We start from the raw sequence: 23,733 nt of genomic DNA, 5'->3' as shown, positions 1-23,733 counted from the left end.
CGGTGTCGAGCGGCGCGCGTTTGCGCGAGGCGAGGTCGGGCGCGTCGGCCGGCTTCGCGCGGGTGGGCGTCGTCATCACGCTAACCCGGCGCGGCGAGGCACTGCGCGATCTGCGCGGCGTCGACACGCGCCAGATCGTCCTGATACTTGAGCAGCACGCCGAGCGTGTTCTGCACCGATTGCGGATCGAGTTCCGTCACCGACAACGCTTCGAGCGCGCGGCACCAGTCGATGGTTTCGGCAATGCCCGGCGCCTTGAAAAGATCCATGCCGCGTAGCCGGTGCACGAAATCGACCGCGCGACGCTGCAATTGCGCCGACGTCCGCGGCGCGCGCGCGGCGACGATCTCCAGCTCGCGGTCACGCTCCGGGTAGCCGATCCATTGATACAAACAGCGGCGCTTCAAGGCGTCGTGCACTTCGCGCGTGCGGTTCGACGTCATCACGACGAGCGGCGGCTGGGTCGCACGCACCGTGCCGTACTCGGGAATCGACACCTGGAAGTCGGACAGCAGTTCGAGCAGGAAGGCTTCGAACGGCTCGTCGGCGCGATCGATCTCGTCGATCAGCAGCACGCGCCGCGCGCCCGGATGATGTTCGTCGGGCATCAGCGCCTGCAGCAGCGGGCGCTTGAGCAGAAATTCGCCGCGATACAAGGTGTCGTTGTCGGGCCGCTCGCCGGCGGCTTCGGCGAGACGCAAGGCCATGATTTGCCGCGGATAGTCCCATTCGTACAGCGCGCTTGCGGTATCCAGCCCTTCATAGCATTGCAGCCGCAACATCGACGTGCCGAGCATGCCCGCCGCGGCTTTCGCCAGCTCGGTCTTGCCGACGCCCGGCTCGCCCTCCACGAACAAGGGCCGCTCCATGCGCAGCGCGAGATACAGCGCGGTCGCCAGTTCGCGGCTCGCGAAATAGTTCTGCGAGGCAAGTTGCGCGAGGGTGTCGTCGATTGAAACGGGAGGCATGGCAGTCCTGAATCTGCACGATTGGCGGCGCGCGTGGGCGCATGCGGCCGGCGTGAGCGAATCGGTTCACGCCGGCCGCCCTTGCCAGGGATCGCTAACTGTTCGCCTTCGCGACCGCGCGCGCGGCCAGCACCGGAATCAGATGCGCGCGGTACTCGGCGCTGGCGTGCATGTCGTCGTTCAGATTCGACGCCGCCACGCTCGCCGCGCGCGCGGCCTCAGGCGTGAAGTTCGCCGACAACGCGCTTTCCAGCTCAGGCACGCGAAACACGGAAGCCGCCGCGCCCGTCACCGCGACGCGCACGCCGCTCGCGAACTTCGCGACGAACACGCCGACCAGCGCGAAATGCGAGGCGGGATTGCGAAATTTCTCGTAGGCCGCGCGCTCTGGCACGGGGAATTCGACCGCGACGATCAGCTCGTCGGGCTCCAGCGCGGTCTCATACATGCCCACGAAAAAATCGCTCGACGCAATGCGCCGCCGGTCCGTGACGATGGTCGCGTCCAGCCCCATCGCGGCAGCCGGATAACAAGCGGCGGGATCGTTGTTGGCGAGCGAGCCGCCGAGCGTGCCGAGCGCGCGCACCTGCCGGTCGCCGATATGCGCGGCCAGTCCGGCGAGCGCGGGCAGCACGCGCCGCAAGTCGGCGTGATCCGCGACGTCGGCGTGACAGACGGCCGCGCCGATAGTCACGGTGTTGGCGTCCACGGTGATCGACTTGAGCGCGGGAATGCGCGTCACGTCGATCAATTGCGACGGCTGCGCGAGACGCAGCCGCATGGTGGGCAAAAGGCTCTGTCCGCCGGCGATGAATTTGGCGTCGCTGTCGGCGGTGAGGGCGGCGGCGGCCGCTTTGGGGTCCGTCGCGCGTTGATACTCGAATGAATACATGTCGAATGCTCCGGCTCGGGTCTCAGTGGGCGGCTTGCGTGCTGGCGCGCGCGGCGTGAATGGCCGACCACACGCGATGCGGCGTGGCCGGCATTTGCAGATCGGTTACGCCGAGTGGCGCGAGCGCGTCGATGATCGCGTTGATCACCGCCGGCGGCGAGCCGATCGCACCCGCCTCGCCGCAGCCCTTCACGCCGAGCGGATTGTGCGTGCACGGCGTGCCCTTTGCGGTTTCCACGGTGAAATTGGGCAGATCGGACGCGTGCGGCATCGCGTAGTCCATGTAAGAGCCCGACAGCAACTGGCCGCTTTCGTTGTCGTACACGCAGCGCTCCAGCATCGCCTGGCCGATGCCTTGCGCGAGGCCGCCGTGAACCTGGCCTTCGACGATCATCGGATTGATCACGTTGCCGAAGTCGTCCACGGCGGTGAACTGCTGGATCTGGCACACGCCCGTGTCCGGATCGACTTCGATTTCGCAGATATACGCGCCGGACGGATACGTGAAATTGCTCGGATCGTAGAACGCGCTTTCCTCAAGGCCCGGTTCGAGCACGTTGAGCGGATAGTTGTGCGGCACATACGCCGCGAGCGAAATCTCGGCGAACGCCTTCGTGCGGTCGGTGCCCGCGACGCGGAACACGCCGTCCTTGAACTCGATGTCTTCTGCCGCGGCTTCGAGCAGATGCGCGGCGATTTTCTTCGCCTTGGCTTCGATCTTGTCGAGCGCCTTCATGATCGCCGAGCCGCCGACCGCGATCGAGCGCGAGCCATACGTGCCCATGCCGAACGGAATGCGCCCGGTGTCGCCGTGCACGATCTCGACACTGTCGAGCGCAATGCCGAGCCGGTCGGCGACCACTTGCGCGAAAGTGGTCTCATGTCCCTGGCCGTGGCTATGCGAGCCAGTGAACACGGTGACCGAGCCGGTCGGATGCACGCGGATCTGGCCGACTTCGAAGAGACCCGCGCGTGCGCCCAGCGCGCCCGCGATATTCGACGGCGCGAGACCGCACGCTTCGATGTAGCACGAATAACCGAGGCCGCGCCGCTTGCCGTTCTTTTCGGATGCTTGCCGGCGTGCCTCGAAGCCCTTCACGTCGGCGAGTTCGAGCGAGCGCGCGAGAATCGTGTCGTAGTCGCCGGTGTCGTAGGTGAGGCCGACCGGCGTCGCATACGGAAATTCGCGGATGAAATTGCGGCGGCGGATTTCGGCGGGATCGAGTTGCATCTCGCGCGCGGCGGTTTCGACCAGACGCTCGACCACGTAAGTCGCTTCGGGGCGGCCCGCGCCGCGATAGGCATCGACGGGAACCGTGTTGGTGAAGACGGCTTTGACTTCGGCGTAAATGGCGGGCGTCGCGTATTGGCCGGCGAGCAGCGTCGCGTAAAGAATGGTCGGCACGCTGGAGGCGAACGTGGACAGATACGCGCCCATGTTCGCGATGGTGTGAATGCGCATGCCGAGGAATTTTCCGTCGGCGTCCATGGCCAGTTCCGCTTTGGTCACGTGGTCGCGGCCGTGCGCGTCCGACAGAAAGGCTTCCGAGCGCTCGGCGGTCCATTTCACCGGACGGCGTATTTTCTTCGATGCCCACGTCAGCGCGACGTCTTCTGCGTAGAGGAAAATTTTCGAACCGAAGCCGCCGCCGACGTCCGGCGCGATCACGCGCAATTTCGACTCGGGCAACGACAGCACGAAGGCCGCCATCAGCAGGCGCTCGACGTGAGGGTTCTGATTCGCGACGTAGAGCGTGTAGCTGTCGTCCTGCGGCGAATAGCTCGCGTTGACCGCGCGCGGTTCGATCGCGTTCGGAATCAGCCGGTTATTGACGATGTCGAGCGTGGTGACGTGCGCGGCTTTGGCGAAGGCGGCGTCGGTGGCGGCCTTGTCGCCGTGGCCCCAGTTGTAGCAGACGTTGTCCGGCACTTCGTCGTGAACGGCCGGCTGACCGGGATCGGCTGCATGCGCGGTATCGACCACGGCGGCCAGCACGTCGTAGTCGACTTCGATCAGCTCGGCGGCGTCTTTCGCGGCCTTGATCGAATCGGCGATGACCAGCGCAACCTGATCGCCGACGTGGCGCACTTTCGTATGCGCGATGATCGGATGCGGCGGCTCGTTCATCGGCTTGCCGTCGGTGCTGTGGATCAGCCAGCCGCACGGCAGGCCGCCGACGTTCTCCGCGGCCATATCCGCGCCGGTGAAAATCGCGACCACGCCGGGCGACTGCCTGGCCGCCGTGGTGTCGATGCCGTTGATCTTCGCGTGTGCGTGCGGCGAGCGCAGAAAGACCGCGTAGGTTTGCTGGGGCAGGAGGATGTCGTCGGTGTACTGGCCGTTGCCGGTCAGGAAACGATAGTCTTCCTTACGTTCGACTGAAGCGCCGATCAGGGTGTGTGCTTCGGGTGCGTTCATCGTCGGCTCCTAGGCGGTGGCGCTTGCGTTGGCGTGTGCGGGCGAGCTTTCCGTGGCGGACGCCTTCATGCCTGCGGCGCCTTCGAGCACGGCCTTGACGATGTTGTGATAGCCGGTGCAGCGGCAGAGATTGCCGTCGAGCTGGGCGCGGACGTCGTCGCCGGTGAGATCGGGTTGGCGCTGCACGAGCGAGATCGCGCTCATCACCATGCCGGGCGTGCAGAAGCCGCACTGCAGACCGTGACAGTGTTTGAAGGCTGCTTGCATGGGATGCAGCGCGCCGTCCTGGGCGATTCCTTCGATGGTGGTGATCTGCGCGCCTTCGGCCTGGACCGCGAGGATGTTGCACGACTTGATCGCGCGGCCGTCGAGGTGGACTGTGCATGCGCCGCACTGAGCGGTATCGCAGCCGACGTGCGTGCCGGTGAGCCGTAGTTGATCGCGAAGAAACTGGACAAGCAGGGTGCCGGGCTCGACTGAAGCGCTGATGGGCGCGCCGTTCACCGTCAGACTGATGCTGATCGCCATGAAGTTGTCTCCTTATGGGGTGAAACCGGACCGGTTTTGTTTCTGACTTCAGCCTGCCTGTTCGTGGGTCCGATTAGGGTGCTGCGGTTTTTTATGAGTGTGCCGAAAAGTAAAGCACAAATTGGGCGGGGGCGCTATGAGGGTTGGTTTGTTTGCCTGCGGCGGGCTTTTTTGGGGCCTTTTTCTTCGGCCTTTTTTCTTGGCCTTTCCTTGTTTTGTTTGTGGTCTATTGGTGTTGCCCCTGTGCGGGGCGGCACTTACTTTCTTTGCGGCCGCAAAGAAAGTAAGCAAAGAAAGCGGCTCACACCGCCAGCTTATAAGCGGGTCCCTTGGCTTGGAGGGGGTAGGGGTGCATCTGGAATCGGCGTTCTCGCGCACTCCGCGTTCGTGACAAGGCTGTCATGCTTCCCGCCTCGCACTACGTGCTCGCCGGAAGGGCCGCTCCTCGACCGACGGCTTCGTTTTGGTCTTTTGGGAGCCATCGGCTTCGCCTCGGCGGGGAGCCGGAGGTGGCCGTGGGCTTTAGCGTGGGGAGCTTGAATGGCGCGCGGTCGGGCGCGCGCCGACCGAGCGGCGGTCGTGGCCGACCAATGGTTTTGAGGAACGACCGCTGCGGCGCGCGCAGCGCCGCCGGAAGAATGACGGCCTTGTCACGAGCGGGGAGTGCGCGAGGACACGGATTCCAGATGAGCCACGGGCCACTCCAAGCCAGGGGCCGCTTCCTGGCTGGCGGTGTAAGCCGCTTTCTTTGCTTACTTTCTTTGCGGCCGCAAAGAAAGTGAGTGCCGCCCCGCACAGGGGCAACGCCAATAGACCAGAAGCAAAACAAGGCAAGGCCCAAACACCCCGCCGGGCAGGCAAAAACCCCCGCACGCTACTGCGCCAAAACCGACCGCCTCCGGGAATAACCAAAATAAATCCCCATCCCAATGACGAGCCAAACCACAAAGGCGACCCACGTCACCACCTGCAAATTCACCATCAAAAACAGACACGACGCGACAGCCAGCACCGGCACCACCGGCACGCCCGGACACCGGAACGCCCGCGGTAAATCGGGATGCGTCTTACGCAGAACCAGAACCGCAATCGACACCATCGAAAACGCCGCCAACGTGCCAATGTTGATCAGCTCGGCCAACACATTCAACGGCACCAGTGCCCCAATCAGCCCGAAGAAAATACCCACCAGCCACGTCGTGAAGAACGGCGTCGCAAATCGCGGATGCACACTCGAAAGCCGCGCCGGCAACAAACCATCGCGCGACATCGCGAAGATCACCCGCGTCTGGCCATATGCCATCACCAGGATCACGGTCAGCATGCCCAGCACCGCGCCCAGATCGATGAAACCCGCCACCCACTTTTGCCCCGCGACCTGCAGCGCATACGACACCGGGTGCGAAACGTTCGCGAACTGCGCCGACGGCACGATGCCCGTCACCACCGCCGCCACCGCGACATACAACACCGCGCATACGGCCAGCGACGCAATGATGCCGATCGGCAGATCGCGCTTCGGATTCTTGACCTCCTCGGCGGCGGACGAAACCGAATCGAAGCCGATGAACGCGAAAAACATCACCGCCGCCGCGCCGAACACGCCATTCCAGCCGTTCGGCATGAACGGATGCCAGTTCGCCGGCGTCACGTGGAATACGCCCACGGCAATCACCAGCAGCACCACGGTCACCTTGATCGCCACCATGATGTTGTTGATCCGTGCGGATTCGCGCACGCCGACCGAGAGCAGCGCGGTGATCGCCATCATCACGAGGAAGGCGGGCAGATTGAAGAGCGTCTCGTGGCCGGGCAACGCGCCGGGCGCCGCCGTTAGCGCGACGGGCAACGAAATGCCAAAACCGGACAGCAGCGACTGCAGATAGCCGGACCAGCCCACCGACACAGCCGAGGTGGCAAGCCCATATTCGAGCATCAGATCCCAGCCGATGATCCACGCGGCCAGCTCGCCGAGCGTCGCGTACGAGTAGGTGTAGATGGAGCCCGCCACCGGGATCGTCGACGCGAATTCGGCATACGCCAGCGCCGCAAACCCGCACGCGATCGCCGCGACGAGGAACGAGATCATCAGCGCCGGGCCGGCCTGAACCGCGCCCGTGCCGGTCAGCACGAAAATGCCGGTGCCGATAATGGCGCCGACGCCGAGAAACGTCAGATCGAGCGCGCCGAGCGCTTTTTTCAGGCTGGCGTTTTGAGCGCTCGCTGCGAGCATGTGCTCGACGCTCTTTTTGCGAAACAGGGACATTGGCGGGAGCCTCCAGTAGTGCACGCGTCTTGCGCGCCGAATGTCGGGGGAAACCCGCAATTTTAGCGGATGCGCGCGCAGGCGCCTTGCCGGCGCTCATGAAGAGCCAGGAGTATTCAGCAGATGTCGTGCCGCGGCGACACGGCGCGGCTTAAGGGGCTTGAGGCGGGGCTCAGCCCGCCATCGCCGGATTGAGGTCGACGAGGCGGTTGCTCATCACGTAGAAAGTGAGTTCGGCGTTGTTGCGCAGCTTCATTTTTTCGAGCAGACGCGTGCGGTAGACGCTCACTGTCTTCACCGAGAGCGACAGCGTATCGGCGATGTCGGTCAGCCGTTGACCCGACGCCAGCATGCACAGCGTCTGATATTCGCGGTCGGAGAGCTTTTCGTGCGGCAACTGCTCGCCGTCGAAAGAAACGTAGTCCGCGAGCGCCTCGGCCATCGCCGGGCTCACGTATTTGCGGCCGGCCGCGACTTGCTGGATCGCGCCGATCATCTGCGCGGCATCGACGGTTTTCGACAAATAGCCCGCCGCGCCGGCCTTCAGCGCGCGCACCGCGTACTGATCTTCCCGGTACATGGAGAACATCAGCACGGCCACGCGCGGCGCCTTGCGCTTCAGGCGTTTCAGTACCTCCACGCCGTTCATGTCGGGCAGCGAAATGTCGAGCAGCACGACGTCGTAGCTGTGCGCGGCGACGGCGTCGAGCGCTTCGCCGCCGCTTTGCGCCTCGGTGACTTCGCGCGCCACGCCGCGATCGAGCAGCAATTGACGCACGCCCTGGCGCACCACGGCGTGATCGTCCACGAGCAGAATGCGCAGGCTCATGTTGGCTCGCTCACGATCGCGCGGCGCGCAGTCCCGCGTGCCGCGCGTCCGCCAGCATCGCGTCCCACGCGAAGCGCGCGCGCACGAGCGTACCGCGCACGCCCTCGCTGGCTTCGGCACGCGAGACCTCGGGGCGTCGCGCGCTCACGTGCAGCGTGCCGTCGAAGGCGGCGCAGCGTGCCTGCATGCCGCTCATCCCGAAATGGCCCTTGCGTCGATGCGCGTTGCGCGACACGCCGACGCCGTCGTCGCTGACGATCAGCGTGAGATGGCGGCGGCTCGTCTCGATCCGCACGTCGGCGGATTCGGCGCGCGCGTGTTTGGCGATGTTGTTCAGCGCTTCCTGTGCGACGCGGAAAACGGCCAGCGCTGCCTCGGCGGGCAGGCGCGTCAGGCGCAGATCGGCCGCGCACACGAAGCTCGTGCGCAACTGCGTGCGCGCCGCGAAGTCGCGGGTCCATTGAGCGAGCGCGCCGACAATGCCCGCATCGAGCGAGGGCGCGTGCAGTTGCGCGACGGCGTCGCGGGTCGCGGCGCAGACGGCGTCGAGCGAGCGGTTCGCGACGGCGAGCGCCGCCGGGCATTGAGCCGGGGCGTCGGCAGGCAGCCAGGTTTCGACGCCGGCCAGCGCGAAGCGCGTCGCGGTCAACTCGGCGCCCACGCTGTCGTGCAACTCGCGCGCGACATGGCGGCAGGCCGCTTCCTGGGCCTGGATCAGTTCAGCGGACAGTTCGCGCACCCGCGCGCGCAGCCGCGCCAGTTCGCGCTCAGCCGACGCGCTTGCAGCGGACGCGTCATCGGCTGCGCGCGGAAACGGCGCAGAAGCTGCTGCGGTAAAGGGAACGACAGTCGACGTATCCATGACTTTCCTGTCAGAAAGCGGCGCGGAAAACGAGGCGATGGCGCAGTGGCGCCGCGAAGACGAAAGAACGCATAAAGGTCTCTGGCCTCCTGGCCGTTACAGATCGGTACGACGGCAAATCACTACGCGGCAACGTAACGAAATTTACACTCAGTAACAACCGGGTCGTACCATGAGCGGCGGTGAAATCGACGGAAGGCGCGCCGCGATCATATCTTATAAATAAGAAAAATGCAGTCGCAGCAAGGGTTAGCGCCGATGTCTTCGTGCACGGGCTGAGGTCGGACAACTGCATTTTCGTAGGAAAAATGCCGACAGCAAATGTCAAATGTGCGACGCCGATTGTAACGGCGAAAAAAAAGGAGCCAGAGGCTCCTTTTTGTTGTTTCGCGGCGCGAACCGCGAGGGAAACTGGCTTTCGGCTCAGCCGACGAACGCCTTCTCAACGACGTAATGGCCCGGCGCATTGTTGCTGCCTTCCTGGAAGCCCAGATCGTCCAGCAGCTTGCGCGTGTCGCGCAGCATGTGCGGGCTGCCGCACAGCATCACGCGGTCGTTTTCGAGTGAGAAGCCCGGCACGCCGAGGTCTGCGAACAGCTTTTCGGTTTCGATGAGCTCGGTGATGCGGCCGCGGTTCTGGAACGCTTCACGCGTGACCGTCGGGTAGTACAGCAGCTTTTCCTGCACTAGTTCGCCGAGGTGCTCGTGAGCGGGCAAGTGGTCGGTGATGTATTCCTTGTACGCCAGCTCGTCGACGAAACGGCAGGTATGCGTGAGGATCACGCGCTCATAGCGGTCGTAAATGTCCGGATCTTTGATGATCGACATGAAGGGCGCGAGGCCCGTGCCGGTGGAGAGCAGCCACAGCGTCTTGCCCGGCAGCAGGTTGTCGGCCATCAGCGTGCCGACCGGCTTCTTGCCGATCAGAACCTGGTCGCCCACCTTCAGATGCTGCAAACGCGACGTGAGCGGACCGTCCTGCACCTTGATGCTCAGGAATTCGAGATGCTCTTCGTAATTCGCACTCGCGAGGCTGTAGGCGCGGATCAGCGGCTTGCCGTCGACTTCGAGGCCCACCATGGTGAACTGGCCGTTTTCAAAACGGAACCCCGGGTCGCGCGTGCAGGTGAAGCTGAAAAGCGTATCGGTCCAGTGATGGACGCTCAGGACGGTTTGTGAATTGAGGTTGCTCATGGCTTCTTGGATAGTGCGAAAACAAAGGCGGCCAGTCGTTGGAGCCGGCCGGCACGGCAAGGGCGATGCTGCGCTCATCCGCAAACGGGAATCGCGCGCAATCCGTTATTTTACCGCGCTCGCCGCCGACGGGCCGAAGCGCGGCGATTGAGCGCGAGAAACGCGAATAAAGCGGTCGAGCGACGGGAAGTACCTGGCGTGATTGCAGCCGCGCTTCACCAAGGGTACGGCGATGGACGAAAGCCGCGCAGCGCGGCTGCCATCGGTTGTCCAGCTAGCGCCGGATAGGCGCGCAACACGGGCAACATTTTCAAGATGATACCGAAACCTGCCGTGCAGCGCAGCATAGACCCTGCCACTAAAGCAGGCAAAGGCGCGGGAAAGCGAAAAGAGGAAGCGGCTGTGGTGGTGGGGAAGCGGAACAGTTTGCGGGAGGGCCGTCAAATGGCACGCAACCGGTGTTGTGCGCGAAGGAGGCTCCCGTTTTGTGCAAGCTCGTGCTTGCGTCGCCGCCCCGCCCAACCCTCACTCCACCCGCAATCTCGCCATATACGGCAGATGATCCGACAGCCACGCGGTTTCTTGCGTCGGCTGAATCCATTCGATCGGTTTCATGCCGCGCACGAACATCTTGTCGAGCGCGAGAGCCGGCGAGAAGGCCGGGAAAGTGCGTCCCGATTCGCCGAGCAGCGTGGCGACTTCGTGCAGGCCATGTTCGCCGAAGAGCGGCACGGAATCGTTGCGCCAGTCGTTGAAGTCGCCGGCCAGCACGAGCGGGCCGTCCGGCGCTTCTTTCGCGATCCAGTGCGCGATCCAGTTCATCTGACGCAAGCGCGCCGAGCGCGTGAGCGCGAGGTGCGCGCACAGCAGCGTGACCGAGTGCCCGCCGAAGGTGGCGCGCGCGACGAGCAAACCGCGCTTCTCGAAGCGATGCGCGGAGATGTCCCAGCGTCCGCCGAGATCGAGCGGATGCGGCGACAGGATCGCATTGCCGTGCCGCCACGACGGCTTGAACACATTCGGTCCGAGCGCGATTTCGAGTTCGAGCGCACGCGCGATCTCGGTGGCCTGACAGTGCCAGACATCGCTCAAGGGATCGCTGAGCGGCGCGCCAAAACTGCTCGCCAGCACCGGCGACGGCATGCGCCGCGCCATCGCTTCCTGCAAAAAATAGGCGTCGGCGTGAGTCGACTGAACCCAGCGCTGCATCGCCTGCCAGGCCTGAAAGCCGAGCGGCGTGCGGCCTTTGTGCAGATTCCAGCTCACCGCCACAAAATCCTTGGGTGCTGCGCTTTCGCGGATCAATTCTTCGGGGTTTCGCATGCCGCGTTATCCACGTGTTCTGTTTTCGGGGCTTCGCTTGTTCGCTTGTTCGCGCGCTCGGGCGTTCTCGGGCGTTCTCGTGCGCTCTTCATGTCGTTCAGGTCGGCTCTTCGGTTTTCGCTTTCAACCTTGCGCGCCGAGGCTCAATTCGTGGCGTTCGCCCCATTCGTCAAATTCGCGCGCACGCGATAGATGAGCGTCGGGTTCTTGTCGACGATCGTCCAGCTCGCCCATTGCCCCGCCGCCACCTTCAGGCCCGGATGGCTCGCGCTCACCTGGCGCGGCTGCGGCGGAAGCTTGCAGCCGGTGTCGGTTTTCAGTGCCGCGTTGTCCTCGAAGGTTTCCTGCGCCTCGATGGACAGCGTGACGCCATTGCCGTCCGCGCTCAGCGGCGAAACCGTCAGCGTGCGCGTCAGATCGATGCTGCCCGCCGGCTGGTCCTTGCAGCCGACGTTATGCTGCACCACCTTGTGATGCGTGTCCGTGCGCGCCTGGCCGACCGTCGTGGTGCCGTTGAACGCATCGATCTGCTGGCCGTCGCGCAACACTTGCAGTTCCCACTGCACGACCTGCTGCGGCGGCCGTTCCTGTGCATGCGCAAGCAAGGAAGTGCCGAACAACGACGTACCCAGCAGCACGGCGACGAAACTGGTTTTCCACATAGAGCGAATCTCCGGTGACTGCATTCGACAGCGTGGTCAGGGCCATCTTACGCCTGATGCGCGCAACGCTTTTCTGACACGTTAAACGGGGCCGGGTTCAGCAACAATGCATTTCGGATCAGGCCGGTAATCTCGACGCGACCGTTGCCGCGCCCCTCGCCAGACGCTGTCAAAGTGCCCTGTCGTTAGCAGCAGAGTTGCACGACTGCTGGCTTGCGTGCGCGTTTGTCCTCGTTAAACTGGACTCGAAACGGCGCTTCTCGGGCGCCGCCCAGCAAGGCCAGCCAGACGGGGTGAGCAATGACAACAGCAATGGTCAAACAGGAAATTGCCGTGGCGTCTTTCAGTCAGGTGTACGACCTCGATCAGGTCGAGGCCGCGCTGAACGATCTTGGCGAGGGCGCGAACGAGGCACTGCGCGCAACTTACGAAAAGATGCTCAAAACCGGCAATCTGCGCTTCTGTGTCAAGCCGAACCGCATGCCGTCGATCGACGATCTGATCGGCGCGCTGCCCAACTTCGCCGATCCGCTCGACGACATCCGCAAGCAGGTCGCGCTCTGTCTCGAAACGGAAGACCGGCTCGAACTGATGCCGGTTCTGCTGCTCGGCGAGCCGGGCATCGGCAAGACGCACTTTGCGAAGCAGTTAGCGCGCCTGCTCGGCACGGCCTACCAGTACGTCGCGATGAGTTCGTTGACGGCCGGCTGGATTCTGTCCGGCGCGTCCTCGCAATGGAAAAACGCGAAGCCGGGCAAAGTGTTCGACGCGCTCGTGAACGGCAGCTACGCGAATCCCGTCATGACCGTCGACGAAATCGACAAGGCCACGGGCGACTCACAATACGATCCGCTCGGCGCGTTGTACGCGCTGCTGGAGCACGATACGGCGCAAAGTTTCATCGACGAATTCGCGGAGATTCCAATCAACGCCGGCCACGTGATCTGGATCGCCACGGCCAACGACGAGCGCTCGATTCCCGAGCCGATCCTGAACCGCATGAACGTGTATGAAATTCCGCCGCCGGATCGCGACGGCGCGCGCCGCATCGCGCAGTCCATCTATGTGGAAATTCGCGGCGCGCACAACTGGGGACTGCGCTTTCCCGAACTGCTCGGCGACGACGCGCTCGATGCGCTCAAGCACGCATCGCCGCGCGAAATGCGCCGCGCGATTCTGAACGGCTTCGGCGCGGCGCGCATCGACGGGCGCGACCGGATCGGCGCCGGCGACATCCGGCTCGACCACGGCAGCCGGCGCAGGCCGATCGGCTTCTAGGCGCTCCTGTCTGTTCGTACGGTGCGCCAGCACACGTCCGCCGCCGGAAACGACGGCGGGCATTCCTGTCCGTGCAGCGTCGTACAATTCCAGATGGCAGTTGCGAAACGGCAGTGCGTTCGGCAGCGAGCGGTGTGAGGCGTTCGTTGGCTGCATGCTGTCGTCACTATATTGGGCGGACGAGGCAGCGCGTGGCGAAGTCGGCTACGTCAAGGGACATGGACCAAATCGAATGTGTCGTGATCGGCGCGGGCGTGGTCGGGCTCGCGGTAGCGCGCGCGCTGGCGGCGCGCGGGCGCGAAGTGATCGTGCTGGAAGCCGCCGAGGCGATCGGCGTGGGCACCAGTTCGCGTAACAGCGAAGTGATTCACGCGGGCCTCTACTATCCGCGCGGCTCGCTGAAGGCAACGCTCTGCGTGCGTGGCCGCGAGATGCTCTACGACTATTGCGTCGAGCGCAACGTGCCGCATTCGCGCTGCGGCAAGCTGCTGGTGGCGACCGCGCACAATCAGATTCCGCAGCTCGAAAGCATCATGGCGAAGGGCCGTGAAAACGGCGTGCTCGACCTGATGCGGATCACCGGCGAAGAAGCCCAGGCGCTCGAACCGGCGCTCGAATGCAAGGCCGCGGTGTTTTCGCCGCAGACGGGCATCGTCGATAGTCATCAGTTGATGCTGGCCTTGCAGGGCGACGCCGAACGCGACGGCGCGGTGTTCGCGTTTCACTCGCCCGTCGAAGCGATTGAAGCGAGCAACGGGCGCTTCATCGTCAAGGTCGGCGGCGACGCGCCGGCCACGATCAGCGCGGCGTGCGTGATCAACAGCGCCGGCCTGCACGCCAACGCGCTGGCACGCAGCATCCGCGGACTCGACGCGCGCCACGTGCCGCCGCTCTATCTCGCGCGCGGCAACTACTTCAGCATTTCAGGGCGCGCGCCGTTCAGCCGCCTGATTTATCCGATGCCGAACGAAGCGGGACTCGGCGTGCATCTCACCATCGACCTCGGCGGGCAGGCGCGTTTTGGTCCCGACGTCGAATGGGTCGACGCCATCAATTACGACGTCGATCCGCGGCGCGCCGAATCGTTTTATGCGGCGATTCGCGCCTATTGGCCCGCGCTGCCGGACAACGCGTTGCAGCCCGCTTATGCCGGCATTCGTCCGAAGCTTTCCGGTCCGGGCGAACCCGCCGCCGACTTCGTGATTCAAGGTCCGGCCGCGCATGGCGTGCGCGGGCTCGTCAACCTGTTCGGCATCGAATCGCCGGGATTGACGGCGTCGCTCGCCATCGCGCAGCGCGTCTGCGAAGTGAGCGGACGCGCTTGAGCGAAGTTTGAAGCCGGGCTTCCGCGTGACGGAGTCCTACCAATTCGCTTATCTCTATCATTTGAGCCGTCACGCGCGACGGCTTCATTGCTATGCTTGGGGACCGCTGTCATCAGAACGGCGATCAGTTCAATATAAATGGAGTGAGTCCCCATGAAATCTTCCCGTCGTACGTTTTTGATCACGAGCATTGGTGTTGCCTCCTCGCTCGCGCTGTCGCGCCAGGCTTTCGCCGATGCACCGAAGGTCGCGGAAAGCGATCCCACCGCACAGGCGCTCGGCTACAAGGAAGACGCGAGCAAGGTCGATAAGGCAAAGTTCGCCAAATACGCGGCAGGGCAAGACTGCGGCAACTGTAGCTTCTACCAGGGCAAGGCCGGCGACGCGTACGCGCCGTGCCCGATGTTCGCCGGCAAGCAGGTGGCGAGCAAGGGTTGGTGCAGCGCATATAACAAGAAGGCCTGATTGGCATTCAAGCGCGCCGCGTCTTGGGATGGCGCGAAATGCGCCGCAGCATCGCGGCGCGCAAGCCAGGATGCAACATGAAGCCGTCGGCCGCCACGCGCGGCCGACGCCGTTTTGTGGCTTGAAAACGGCGTGCGCGCTCTTTACACTCCAATGCGATTTGCCGCGACTCGCGTGCTCTGTTCTTGCGCGAGCGCTCATTGGCGCTGACAGGAAATATCACGGGACACTTTTCGGAGGCTCGAGATCCGCATGGCACCAGCGTCCAGGAGCCTGAATCGCCGCGCCGTCGTGGCGGCGGTCATCGGTAATGCGCTCGAGTGGTATGACTTCACCGTATTCGGTTTTCTCACGGTGGTCATTGCGCAATTATTCTTTCCGGCGGGCAATGACTATGCCTCGCTGCTGCTGACCACTGCGACGTTCGGTGTCGCTTTCGTGATGCGGCCCATCGGCGGCATCGTGCTCGGACTCTATGCGGATCGCGCCGGGCGAAAAGCGGCGCTGTCGCTCGTCATCGCGCTCATGACGCTCGGCATTCTGCTGCTCGCCATTGCGCCGCCGTATTCGGCAATCGGCATCGGTGCGCCAGTGATGATCGTCCTTGGCCGTCTGCTACAAGGCTTTTCCGCCGGCGGCGAGTTTGGCAGCTCGACGGCATTGCTGATCGAAGCGGCGCCGTTTTCCAAGCGCGGGTTGTACGGCAGCTGGCAGATGGCGAGTCAGGCGGCGGCACTGCTGCTCGGCGCGCTGGTGGGCGCCGCGATCACCCGCGGCTTGTCGCCGGAGGCGCTGAAGTCCTGGGGCTGGCGCGTGCCGTTTATCGTCGGGTTGATCATTGGGCCGGTCGGCATCTACATTCGCCGGCATCTTGCGGATTCCGAAGTCTTTCTGCTGGCGCAAAAAACCGCGCGACGCGCCACCCTGCGCGAGCTGTTCAGCGGACATACGCGCGACGTGCTCTGCGGACTCGGCTCGGTGATCGCGCTGACGGTCACGATCTACGTGCTGATCAGCTATCTGCCCACTTTCGCCGTGACGCAACTCAAGCTGCCCTATGCACAATCGTTCTACGCGGTGATCGTCGGCAATCTGCTGCTGACGGTGCTCTCGCCATTGACCGGCGCGTGGTCCGACAGGATCGGGCGCAAGTGGCTTTCGCTGTGGTCGCTGGTGCTCACGCTCGCGATCATCTATCCGCTGTTCGCGTGGCTGGCCGCCGCGCCGGGGGTGTGGAAGCTGATCGCCGTGCAGGCGCTGTTGTCCATCGCGTTGTCCGGCTATTACGGTCCGTTCGGCGCGATGATCGCCGAACTGTTTCCAGCGAATGTGCGCTCCACGGGTTTATCGCTCGCGTACAACATCGCGGTGATGGTATTCGGCGGCTTCGGTCCATTCGCTGTGACATGGCTGACCGAGCAAAGCGGCTCGCCGCTCGCGCCGACTTACTACGTGATGGCCGGACTGGCGGTGTCGATCATTGCGGTGGCGTGCATGCCCGGTCAGCGCCACGTCGATCTCGACGCGCGGCGCAAGCCGGCCTGAGCCGTTCATTGCACGGCTTCGGCTAGCTGCGCGCGTTGATCAGCGGCGGCCGTTTGTCGAACCACGGCCGCGCCGCTTCGAGTTGCGCGGCGAGACGCAGGAGTGTCGCTTCGCCGCCGTCGCGCGCGGCAAACTGGACGCCGATCGGCAGTCCGCGCGCATTCCAGTAGAGCGGTATCGACATCGCCGGCTGGCCGCTCAGATTGAATAGCTCGGTGCAGCCCGCCCATGCGAATGCCTTGTTCGACGCCTCCGCGAGCAACTTTTTCATCAGCGGTTCAAGCGGCATCGCGCTCACCGCGCGCATCTGCATACGTTCCGCCGACGTGGGCTGCATCTCGCCGATCTTGATGGGCGCGCCCGCCAGCGTCGCGCACAAAATCACGTCGTAGCGCTGCAGCAGACCGGTCAGACGTTCGGTGATGCGGCGCTGTTCTTCCAGCGCGGCGGGCAAGCCGCGTTCACCGAGCTTGCGGCCGACATGCGCCATCGCCCACGTGGAGATTTCGAATTCGTCGCGCAGCGGTTTGCGTCCGGTGATGCGCTCGGCGTTCAACACCAGATCTTCCGCGGTCACGGACCAGAGCATGAGAAACGCGTGCCTGACCGCCGCGAAGTCGATGCCGAGCGAAATCGGCTCGATGTTATGGCCGAGCGAGCTGGCCAGTTGCGCGGCGTCGTCGAGCGCGGCGCGCGCGTCGGCGGAAAGAGACGGCGCGAGCATCGATTCCGTGACGTACGCGATGTTCAGCGGTTTGCACGGCTCGCGGCTCGCGCCGAGGAACGTGCCCGGCGCGCCCGCCGGACGATCCGCGTTGCCCGCGAGCAGATCGAGCAGCAACGCGCTGTCGCGCACGCTGCGCGATACCGCATGATCGACGCCGAGTTCGCCGGCCGCGACGGCGGCGGTTACGCGCGGCACGCGTCCGCGCGAAGGCTTGAGGCCGAACAGTCCGCAGCACGAGGCGGGAATGCGGATCGAGCCGCCGCCGTCCGAAGCATGGGCGAGCGGCACGATGCCGGCAGCGACGGCCGCGGCCGCGCCGCCGCTCGATCCGCCCGGCGTATGGTCGAGATTCCACGGATTGCGGCACGCGCCGAATAGTTCGGGCTCCGTATAAGGCATCTGCCCGAGTTCGGACGTGCTCGTCTTCGCGAAGATGTTGAGGCCCGCCGCTTTCGCGAGCGCGACCACGGGGGCATCTTCGCCGGGAATGAAATGACGATAGTGACGGCTGCCCATCGTCATGCGCAGTCCGGCGATGGGCGCGCCGAGATCCTTGATCAGATAGGGAACGCCGGCGAGCGCGGATTGCGCGGTGTCGGCGTCCGTGCCGCGGGTGCCGCTTGCGCCGGTTGTGCCGCTTGTCCTGTTGACGCCGTTCGCGCGGCTCGCGTCGTAACGCGAGGCGCGTTCGCGGGCGGCATCGTAATCCTTCAGCACGATGGCGTTGATCGCGGGATTGACGGCCTCGGTGCGCGAGATCGCGGTGTCCAGCAACTCACGCGCGCTGGCTTCGCGGGTTCGCACGAGTTCGGCGAGGCCGATGGCGTCATGGGCGAGATAGTCTGATAGCACGACGGAGGAGCCCTCGCTGCCGGGAGTGGGGTGCCGGTTGTTCATGCGCGGCGCGCGGATCGCGGCAACGGACACGCCGCGGCCTGCGAGCCGCATCGATCGATGCACATATCGATGCACATGAAAGAAGACAGCGCGCTGAAGGCACGCCGTCTGTGACAGGTTAGCTGACTTGCGCGCCGCAGTGACGCCGCGCGTGCAGCGCGTGCATCGCGTGGATTACAGACGCTCGCCGAGGAAAGTCAGCGTGCGGCCATGTGCGAGCGCGGCGGCGCGCTGGTTGTACGACGCGCGGTCCGAGCAGTTGAAGCCGTGATCGGCATTCGGGTAGATGTGAAACTCGGTGTCCGTGCGGCCCGCGAAGCGCTCCTGAATCTGCCCGACGGCAGTCAGCGGAATATGCGCGTCCAGCTCGCCGTAGTGGAACTGCATCGGCACCTTGATCTTCGCCGCTTCGTCGAGCTGGTTCTGGATGCCGCCGCCGTAGTAGGCCACCGCGGCGTCGACGCTGCCTTGCGCCGCCGCCATATACGCGAGCCGTCCGCCGAAGCAGAAGCCGATGGCCGCGACTTTGCCCGTCACTTCGGGCATGGCGCGCAAGGCGGCGGCCGCGGCGCCGATGTCGCTGGCGGCCTCGTCTGCGTCGAGCTTCTGCATGAGTTCGATACCCTTCGCGCGATCCGCGCCTTCATACGTGAGTTCGACGCGCGGCTGCACGCGCCAGAACACGTCCGGCGCGAGCGCGACGTAGCCGTCCTGCGCGTATTGATCCGCGACCGAGCGGATATGGCTGTTCACGCCGAAGATTTCCTGAATGATGATGACAGCCGGCCCCTTGCCGCCTTGAGGCAGCGCCAGATAGCCGCCGAACGTGTCGTTGCCGGCCGGAATGTCGATCCATCGGGAGGTGGTGCTCATAGTGTTCTCCAATAGTCGCGCGCCGCGCGAGGTCCGTCTTGATGAGTGCGAAAGGCGACAGTGCCTGAAGCGGGCGGTCAGTTTGCCATCAAAAGAATGGGCTTGCAGCGCGGGGCCATTCGGCGCTTTTGCCGGGCTTGCGGAAGAACGCGCGACGCCGGTTCGCGACAGCCAATCCGGCGACATTCTCGTAAGACGATTGAAACGTTCTCGATAATTCATTTTCCCGTTGCGCGTCGCGCCGGTACAGTCCACGGTAGTCGTTCGCCGTATGGCGAGCAGCTTGCGCGAAGGAGAATCGAACATGAGTGAAGGCAGTTTTGTGACGCCGTTTACCGAGCGTTTTGAATTGCGCGTGCCCGTCGTCCAGGCGCCGATGGCGGGCGCCACCACGCCCGCGCTCGTCGCCGCGGTGTCAAATAGCGGCGGCCTCGGCACGCTCGCGGGCGCGGCGCTGTCGCCCGAAAAAATGGCCAGCGACGTCGCGGCGATTCGCGCGCTGACGGATCGTCCGTTCGGCGTCAATCTGTTCGTGCTCGAGCGCGCCGCGCCCGATGAAGCAACCGTGCGCCGCGCGCTCGAAGCGATCGACCCGCTGCGCGCCGGACTCGGCTTGCCGCCGGGCCTGCCGCTCGAACGCTACGCGCCTGATTTCCGCGCGCAGTTCGAGATGCTGATCGAATTGCGCGTGCCGGTGGCGAGCTTCACATTCGGACTGCTTTCGCGCGAGGATGTCGCGCGGCTGCATGCCAACGGTCAATACGTGATCGGCACCGCGACGCATGTCGCCGAAGGCGTCGCGTGGCGCGATGCGGGCGCCGATGCGATTGCCGCGCAAGGCGCGGAGGCGGGCGCGCATCGCGGCACGTTCATCGGCTCGTTCGAGGAAGCGTTGGTCGGCACGATGGCGCTCGTGCCGCAACTCGTCGACGCAACCGGGCTGCCGGTGCTGGCAGCCGGCGGCATCATGGACGGACGCGGAATCGTCGCCGCGCTCGCACTCGGCGCGCAAGCGGCGGTCATGGGCACCGCGTTTCTCGGCGCAAGCGAAAGCGCGATACCGCAGGCGTGGAAAGAGCGGCTGCGTTTGATCTCCGACACATCGACTTCGGTCACGCATGCGATTACCGGCCGACACGCCCGAGGCATCCGCAATCCGCTGATGCAGCGCTTGAGCGAAGCGCCGCAGAAGATCGCGCCGTATCCCGTGCAAAACGCGCTGACGCAGGAGTTGCGTCAAGCCGCGGCGCGCGCGCAGAACGGCGACTATCTTTCGTTGTGGTCGGGGCAGGGCGCGCCTTTGGGCCGCGCGCGGCGCGAGGGCTTCGGCGCGGCAGAATTGATGGCGCAACTCGAAGAGGAATGGCAGGCGGCAAGCGCGCGCATTGCCGCATTCAAACGCTGATCGACAGGACTCGGAAAGATAAACCGGACGCGCGCCGCCGCCGCCGCTTGGGACGCGCCGCGTCGACGCAAAGCGCAGTGCGCTGCGGCCCATTCGGAACAATAACGGCGAGGCCGCCAAAAGCTTGAGATCGTACTTTTCGAGTCATCCCTCGAATAGCGGAAACCCGCATGGGACGGCGCTCTCCGGGCAGCGGCGCAAGGCGGAAACAGTCGCCGGTGGATAAGCGCTATTAGTGTTCATACCACTTCCTCAAAAAAGTCCCACAAATTAATTTGATAGCCTACACTTGCGCGCAAGTACGGTTTGCCACCTGTCACAAACAGTCAGGCAGACGTGCTGGCCAAGTGCATGAACGATGCAACCGGCGTGGTCGTCCACGGGACTGAGCGACACGTGTTGGGGAAGCGGGGGCACAGGGCGATTACGTTGTTTTTGGGACCGAAACTGGAGACTTATATGAACATCAAGATTCAAAAGCTGTTGCCGATCAGCGCTGCGGCGATGCTGTTCGCAACGTTGGCAACAACGGCCGCAGCGGATACGGTCGTCAAGATCGGTCACGTTGCACCGCTGACTGGCGGTATCGCTCACCTGGGGAAAGACAACGAAAACGGCGCACGCCTCGCGGTTGAAGAAATCAACGCGAAAGGCCTGACGATCGGCGGCCAGAAAATCACGCTGCAACTCGACGCACAGGACGACGCAGCCGACCCGCGTACCGCTACGCAGGTCGCACAGAAGCTAGTGGACGACAAGGTCGTCGCGGTGGTCGGTCACCTGAACTCGGGCACGTCGATTCCGGCTTCGAAGATCTATAGCGATGCGGGCATCGTGCAGATTTCGCCGTCGGCAACCAACCCGGCTTACACGCAGCAAGGTTTCAAGACGACGTACCGCGTCGTCGCGACCGATGCGCAGCAAGGTCCGGCACTGGCGAACTACGCAGCCAAGGGCATGAAGGTGAAGAGCGTCGCGATCGTCGACGACTCGACCGCTTACGGCCAGGGTCTTGCGAACGAGTTCGAAAAGACGGCCAAGTCGCTGGGCCTGAACGTGATGTCGCATGACGCGACCAACGACAAGGCTGTCGACTTCCGCGCGATTCTGACGAAGATCAAGGGCGAAAACCCGGACGCGATCATGTACGGCGGCATGGACGCAACCGGCGGCCCGTTCGCGAAGCAAGCCAAGCAGCTCGGCCTGCGCGCGAAGGTGCTGGCAGGCGACGGCGTGTGTACCGACAAGCTGTCCGATCTGGCAGGCGACGCAACCGACAACATCGTCTGCTCGGAAGCCGGCATGGCGCTCGAGAAGATGGAAGGCGGCGCGGCGTTCCAGTCCAAGTATCTGAAGCGTTTCGGCCAGCCGATCCAGATCTACGCTCCGTTCACGTATGACGCGGTGTACATCATCGTCGACGCAATGAAGCGCGCTGGCTCGACCGATCCGGCGAAGATCCTGGCAGCAATGCCGAACACCGACTACAAGGGCGTGATCGGCGAAACCACGTTCGACTCGAAGGGTGACCTGAAGCACGGCGTGATCTCGCTGTACAACTACAAGTCGGGCAAGAAGACGCTGCTCGACGTCGTGAAGATGTAAGAGCGCATGTGAGCGGGCAGCCTCGCGCTGTCCGCGAATCGCATGTTGAAGAGGCACGTGGACCTTCGGTCGCGTGCCTTTTCTTTTTGGTGTGGCGGTGCAGCGGGCTGTGTTGCGCTGTGTGTTGTGCAATCGTTTGCGTGGCGATTGGTTGAGTTCGGTTGCCTTGGGGCTGGCGAATTGCTACGCATCACGAACTGTGGCTGTGCCGCGCTGATTTTGGTTGCGTCGTTCGCCTCGTTGCTGTGAAGCGTGCATCAAGCCATTGACGAAGGCCGTCGCCGTCAGATCTTCAGGCGTCGCAGCACCTTCGGACCCGCGAACGCAATCAACGCGCAGCACACGGCGACCACGGAAAGTCCGATCGACAGATTGCTCACCTGGGTCACCGCGCCGATCACCACCGGCCCGAACAACAGCCCGAAGTACGCGAGCCCCGCGACGTGCGCGAGACCTTCGGCGGCGTGGATGCCCTTCACGCTGGCCGCCGCCGCGAACAGGACCGGCATCATGTTGGCGAGGCCGAGGCCCATCAGCGTAAAGCCGATGAGCGCCGCAACCGGGTTCGGCAGCAGCAGCGCGCCGATCATGCCGACGAGGGCGAGCGTCGCGCTGCCCATCACGAGCTGCGGGGCGCCGAAGCGGGCGCGCACGGCGTCGCCGGCAAAACGCGCGGCCGCCATGCCGCCCGAAAAGGCCGCGTACGCGGCGCTGGCGAGCGCCGGCGTGGAAAGGACGACGTCGCGCATATAGACCGTCGCCCAGTCGTACATGGCGCCTTCCGCGATCAGCGCGACGAGCGCCATCGTGCCGAGCGCCCACAAGGCCGGCGAGCGCCAGCGGTTCGCGCGCGGCGTCGCGGAATCCGGATGTTCCTCGTGCGGCACATGCGGCAAGACGGCCGGGCAGGCGGCAATCAGCACCAGCGCGCTCACCGCGCCGGCCAACGCGAGATGCACGGCCGGCGCCATGCCGTGCGCCAGCAACGCGCCGCCGGCTGCCGCGCCGGACATCCCGCCGACGCTGAACATGCCGTGCAGCGACGACATGATCGGTTTGCCCAGCGCCTTTTCGACGGCGCTCGCCTCGGCGTTCATCGCGACATCGAGCGTGGCCATGCCCGCGCCGAAAATGGCCAGCACGATCAGCAACATCCAGTAAAGCGGAACCACCAGAATCGACGCGGCGCAAGCCGCCATCACCAGACCGCCGGTAAGGCAGGCGCGGCGCGTGCCGACGCGCGCGATCCACGAAGCGTTGGCCGCCATCGCGCCGATCGACCCGCCGGCAACGGCGAGCAGCGCAAGCGACAACAGCGCCGGACTCAGATGAAAACGGTCGCGCACAGTGGGCACGTGCACGCCCCACGAGCCGTACACCATCCCGGCGATGAAAAACACCGCCATCGTGGCGACGCGGGCGCGCTGGCGAGCGGTGTCGGAAAGATCGCGGTGAGCGGCGGGAATGGCGGCGAAATCGGAAGAACGATCGGACACGGAAGTCTCGAGAAGAGAAAAAACGAGAAGGGCGTGGAGAAAGAAAGCGCACTGAAAGCGAATTTCCGATTCTAACCAGGCGCGCTGTCTTATGCTTGAAGGCGTGGAATCGCATAAAGCGCGGCGAGTTTGCGGTTTGTGCAATCTTCGGCGATCACAGTTCATTCATCCAGG

General features: G+C 64.4%; 19 protein-coding genes. 6 read left to right on the top strand and 13 right to left on the bottom strand.

Annotation, left to right across the window (positions count from 1 at the left end):
* Nucleotides 1-80: 80 nt before the first annotated feature.
* The 10 genes from VOM14_RS25020 to VOM14_RS24975 form a co-directional block, all read right to left on the bottom strand.
* Entirely contained in the window at nucleotides 81-968 is an 888-nt protein-coding gene (locus tag VOM14_RS25020; RefSeq protein WP_327631448.1) for an AAA family ATPase, read from the bottom strand.
* 94 nt (nucleotides 969-1,062) lie between these two features.
* Nucleotides 1,063-1,860, bottom strand: coding sequence for an FAD binding domain-containing protein (locus VOM14_RS25015; RefSeq protein WP_327631447.1), 798 nt, complete (start codon nucleotides 1,858-1,860; stop codon nucleotides 1,063-1,065).
* A gap of 22 nt (nucleotides 1,861-1,882) precedes the next feature.
* Entirely contained in the window at nucleotides 1,883-4,279 is a 2,397-nt protein-coding gene (locus VOM14_RS25010) for a xanthine dehydrogenase family protein molybdopterin-binding subunit (protein WP_327631446.1), read from the bottom strand.
* Nucleotides 4,280-4,288: 9 nt separating this feature from the next.
* Nucleotides 4,289-4,807, bottom strand: a complete 519-nt coding sequence (locus VOM14_RS25005) for a (2Fe-2S)-binding protein (RefSeq protein WP_327631445.1) — start codon at nucleotides 4,805-4,807, stop codon at nucleotides 4,289-4,291.
* An 874-nt stretch (nucleotides 4,808-5,681) separates the two neighbouring features.
* The gene (locus VOM14_RS25000) at nucleotides 5,682-7,073 is read right to left on the bottom strand and encodes an amino acid permease (RefSeq protein WP_327631444.1); all 1,392 of its coding nucleotides are present in this window, start codon (nucleotides 7,071-7,073) and stop codon (nucleotides 5,682-5,684) included.
* A 172-nt stretch (nucleotides 7,074-7,245) separates the two neighbouring features.
* Nucleotides 7,246-7,902, bottom strand: coding sequence for a response regulator transcription factor RqpR (rqpR, locus tag VOM14_RS24995; protein WP_327631443.1), 657 nt, complete (start codon nucleotides 7,900-7,902; stop codon nucleotides 7,246-7,248).
* 10 nt (nucleotides 7,903-7,912) lie between these two features.
* Nucleotides 7,913-8,764 carry a sensor histidine kinase gene (locus VOM14_RS24990; RefSeq protein WP_327631442.1) on the bottom strand — a complete coding sequence of 284 codons (852 nt, stop codon included), beginning with the start codon at nucleotides 8,762-8,764 and terminating at the stop codon, nucleotides 7,913-7,915.
* A gap of 423 nt (nucleotides 8,765-9,187) precedes the next feature.
* Nucleotides 9,188-9,958 carry a ferredoxin--NADP reductase gene (locus VOM14_RS24985; protein WP_327631441.1) on the bottom strand — a complete coding sequence of 257 codons (771 nt, stop codon included), beginning with the start codon at nucleotides 9,956-9,958 and terminating at the stop codon, nucleotides 9,188-9,190.
* Between the two features lie 525 nt (nucleotides 9,959-10,483).
* On the bottom strand, nucleotides 10,484-11,281 hold the full coding sequence (locus VOM14_RS24980; RefSeq protein ID WP_327631440.1) for an endonuclease/exonuclease/phosphatase family protein: 798 nt from the start codon (nucleotides 11,279-11,281) through the stop codon (nucleotides 10,484-10,486).
* A gap of 143 nt (nucleotides 11,282-11,424) precedes the next feature.
* Nucleotides 11,425-11,943, bottom strand: a complete 519-nt coding sequence (locus VOM14_RS24975) for a hypothetical protein (RefSeq protein WP_327631439.1) — start codon at nucleotides 11,941-11,943, stop codon at nucleotides 11,425-11,427.
* A 300-nt stretch (nucleotides 11,944-12,243) separates the two neighbouring features.
* Between VOM14_RS24975 and VOM14_RS24970 the strand changes: the two genes are divergently transcribed.
* The 4 genes from VOM14_RS24970 to VOM14_RS24955 all read left to right on the top strand — a co-directional run bounded on the left by VOM14_RS24970 (nucleotide 12,244) and on the right by VOM14_RS24955 (nucleotide 16,556).
* The gene (locus VOM14_RS24970; protein ID WP_327631438.1) at nucleotides 12,244-13,221 is read left to right on the top strand and encodes an AAA family ATPase; all 978 of its coding nucleotides are present in this window, start codon (nucleotides 12,244-12,246) and stop codon (nucleotides 13,219-13,221) included.
* Between the two features lie 218 nt (nucleotides 13,222-13,439).
* Nucleotides 13,440-14,546 (top strand): NAD(P)/FAD-dependent oxidoreductase, encoded by a 1,107-nt coding sequence (locus tag VOM14_RS24965; RefSeq protein WP_327631437.1) that lies wholly within the window; start codon nucleotides 13,440-13,442, stop codon nucleotides 14,544-14,546.
* A gap of 153 nt (nucleotides 14,547-14,699) precedes the next feature.
* Complete coding sequence (locus tag VOM14_RS24960; RefSeq protein WP_327631436.1) at nucleotides 14,700-15,011, top strand: high-potential iron-sulfur protein; 312 nt, start codon at nucleotides 14,700-14,702, stop codon at nucleotides 15,009-15,011.
* Between the two features lie 252 nt (nucleotides 15,012-15,263).
* The gene (locus tag VOM14_RS24955; protein WP_327631435.1) at nucleotides 15,264-16,556 is read left to right on the top strand and encodes an MFS transporter; all 1,293 of its coding nucleotides are present in this window, start codon (nucleotides 15,264-15,266) and stop codon (nucleotides 16,554-16,556) included.
* A gap of 22 nt (nucleotides 16,557-16,578) precedes the next feature.
* Here the strand turns inward: VOM14_RS24955 and VOM14_RS24950 are convergent, their stop codons facing one another.
* A complete protein-coding gene (locus tag VOM14_RS24950) occupies nucleotides 16,579-18,180 on the bottom strand; it encodes an amidase (RefSeq protein WP_327631525.1) in 1,602 nt (533 codons plus the stop codon).
* A 174-nt stretch (nucleotides 18,181-18,354) separates the two neighbouring features.
* Nucleotides 18,355-19,053 carry a dienelactone hydrolase family protein gene (locus tag VOM14_RS24945; RefSeq protein ID WP_327631434.1) on the bottom strand — a complete coding sequence of 233 codons (699 nt, stop codon included), beginning with the start codon at nucleotides 19,051-19,053 and terminating at the stop codon, nucleotides 18,355-18,357.
* Between the two features lie 304 nt (nucleotides 19,054-19,357).
* On the opposite strand from VOM14_RS24945, the gene VOM14_RS24940 reads away from it, so the two are divergent.
* Together VOM14_RS24940 and VOM14_RS24935 are read left to right on the top strand one after the other, a co-directional pair.
* On the top strand, nucleotides 19,358-20,458 hold the full coding sequence (locus tag VOM14_RS24940; protein WP_327631433.1) for an NAD(P)H-dependent flavin oxidoreductase: 1,101 nt from the start codon (nucleotides 19,358-19,360) through the stop codon (nucleotides 20,456-20,458).
* Nucleotides 20,459-20,917: 459 nt separating this feature from the next.
* Nucleotides 20,918-22,063, top strand: coding sequence for a branched-chain amino acid ABC transporter substrate-binding protein (locus tag VOM14_RS24935; protein ID WP_327631432.1), 1,146 nt, complete (start codon nucleotides 20,918-20,920; stop codon nucleotides 22,061-22,063).
* Nucleotides 22,064-22,347: 284 nt separating this feature from the next.
* Here VOM14_RS24935 and VOM14_RS24930 read toward each other — a convergent pair whose 3' ends face one another.
* Nucleotides 22,348-23,724: an MFS transporter gene (locus VOM14_RS24930; RefSeq protein WP_327631431.1), complete on the bottom strand. Its 1,377-nt coding sequence runs from the start codon at nucleotides 23,722-23,724 to the stop codon at nucleotides 22,348-22,350.
* Between the last annotated feature and the right edge of the window lie 9 nt (nucleotides 23,725-23,733).

The sequence above is a fragment of the Paraburkholderia sp. MPAMCS5 genome (assembly GCF_036016995.1).
GTDB lineage: Bacteria > Pseudomonadota > Gammaproteobacteria > Burkholderiales > Burkholderiaceae > Paraburkholderia.
Note: the sequence above shows the minus strand (reverse complement) of the source record. Positions and strands in the feature narration are given on the sequence as shown.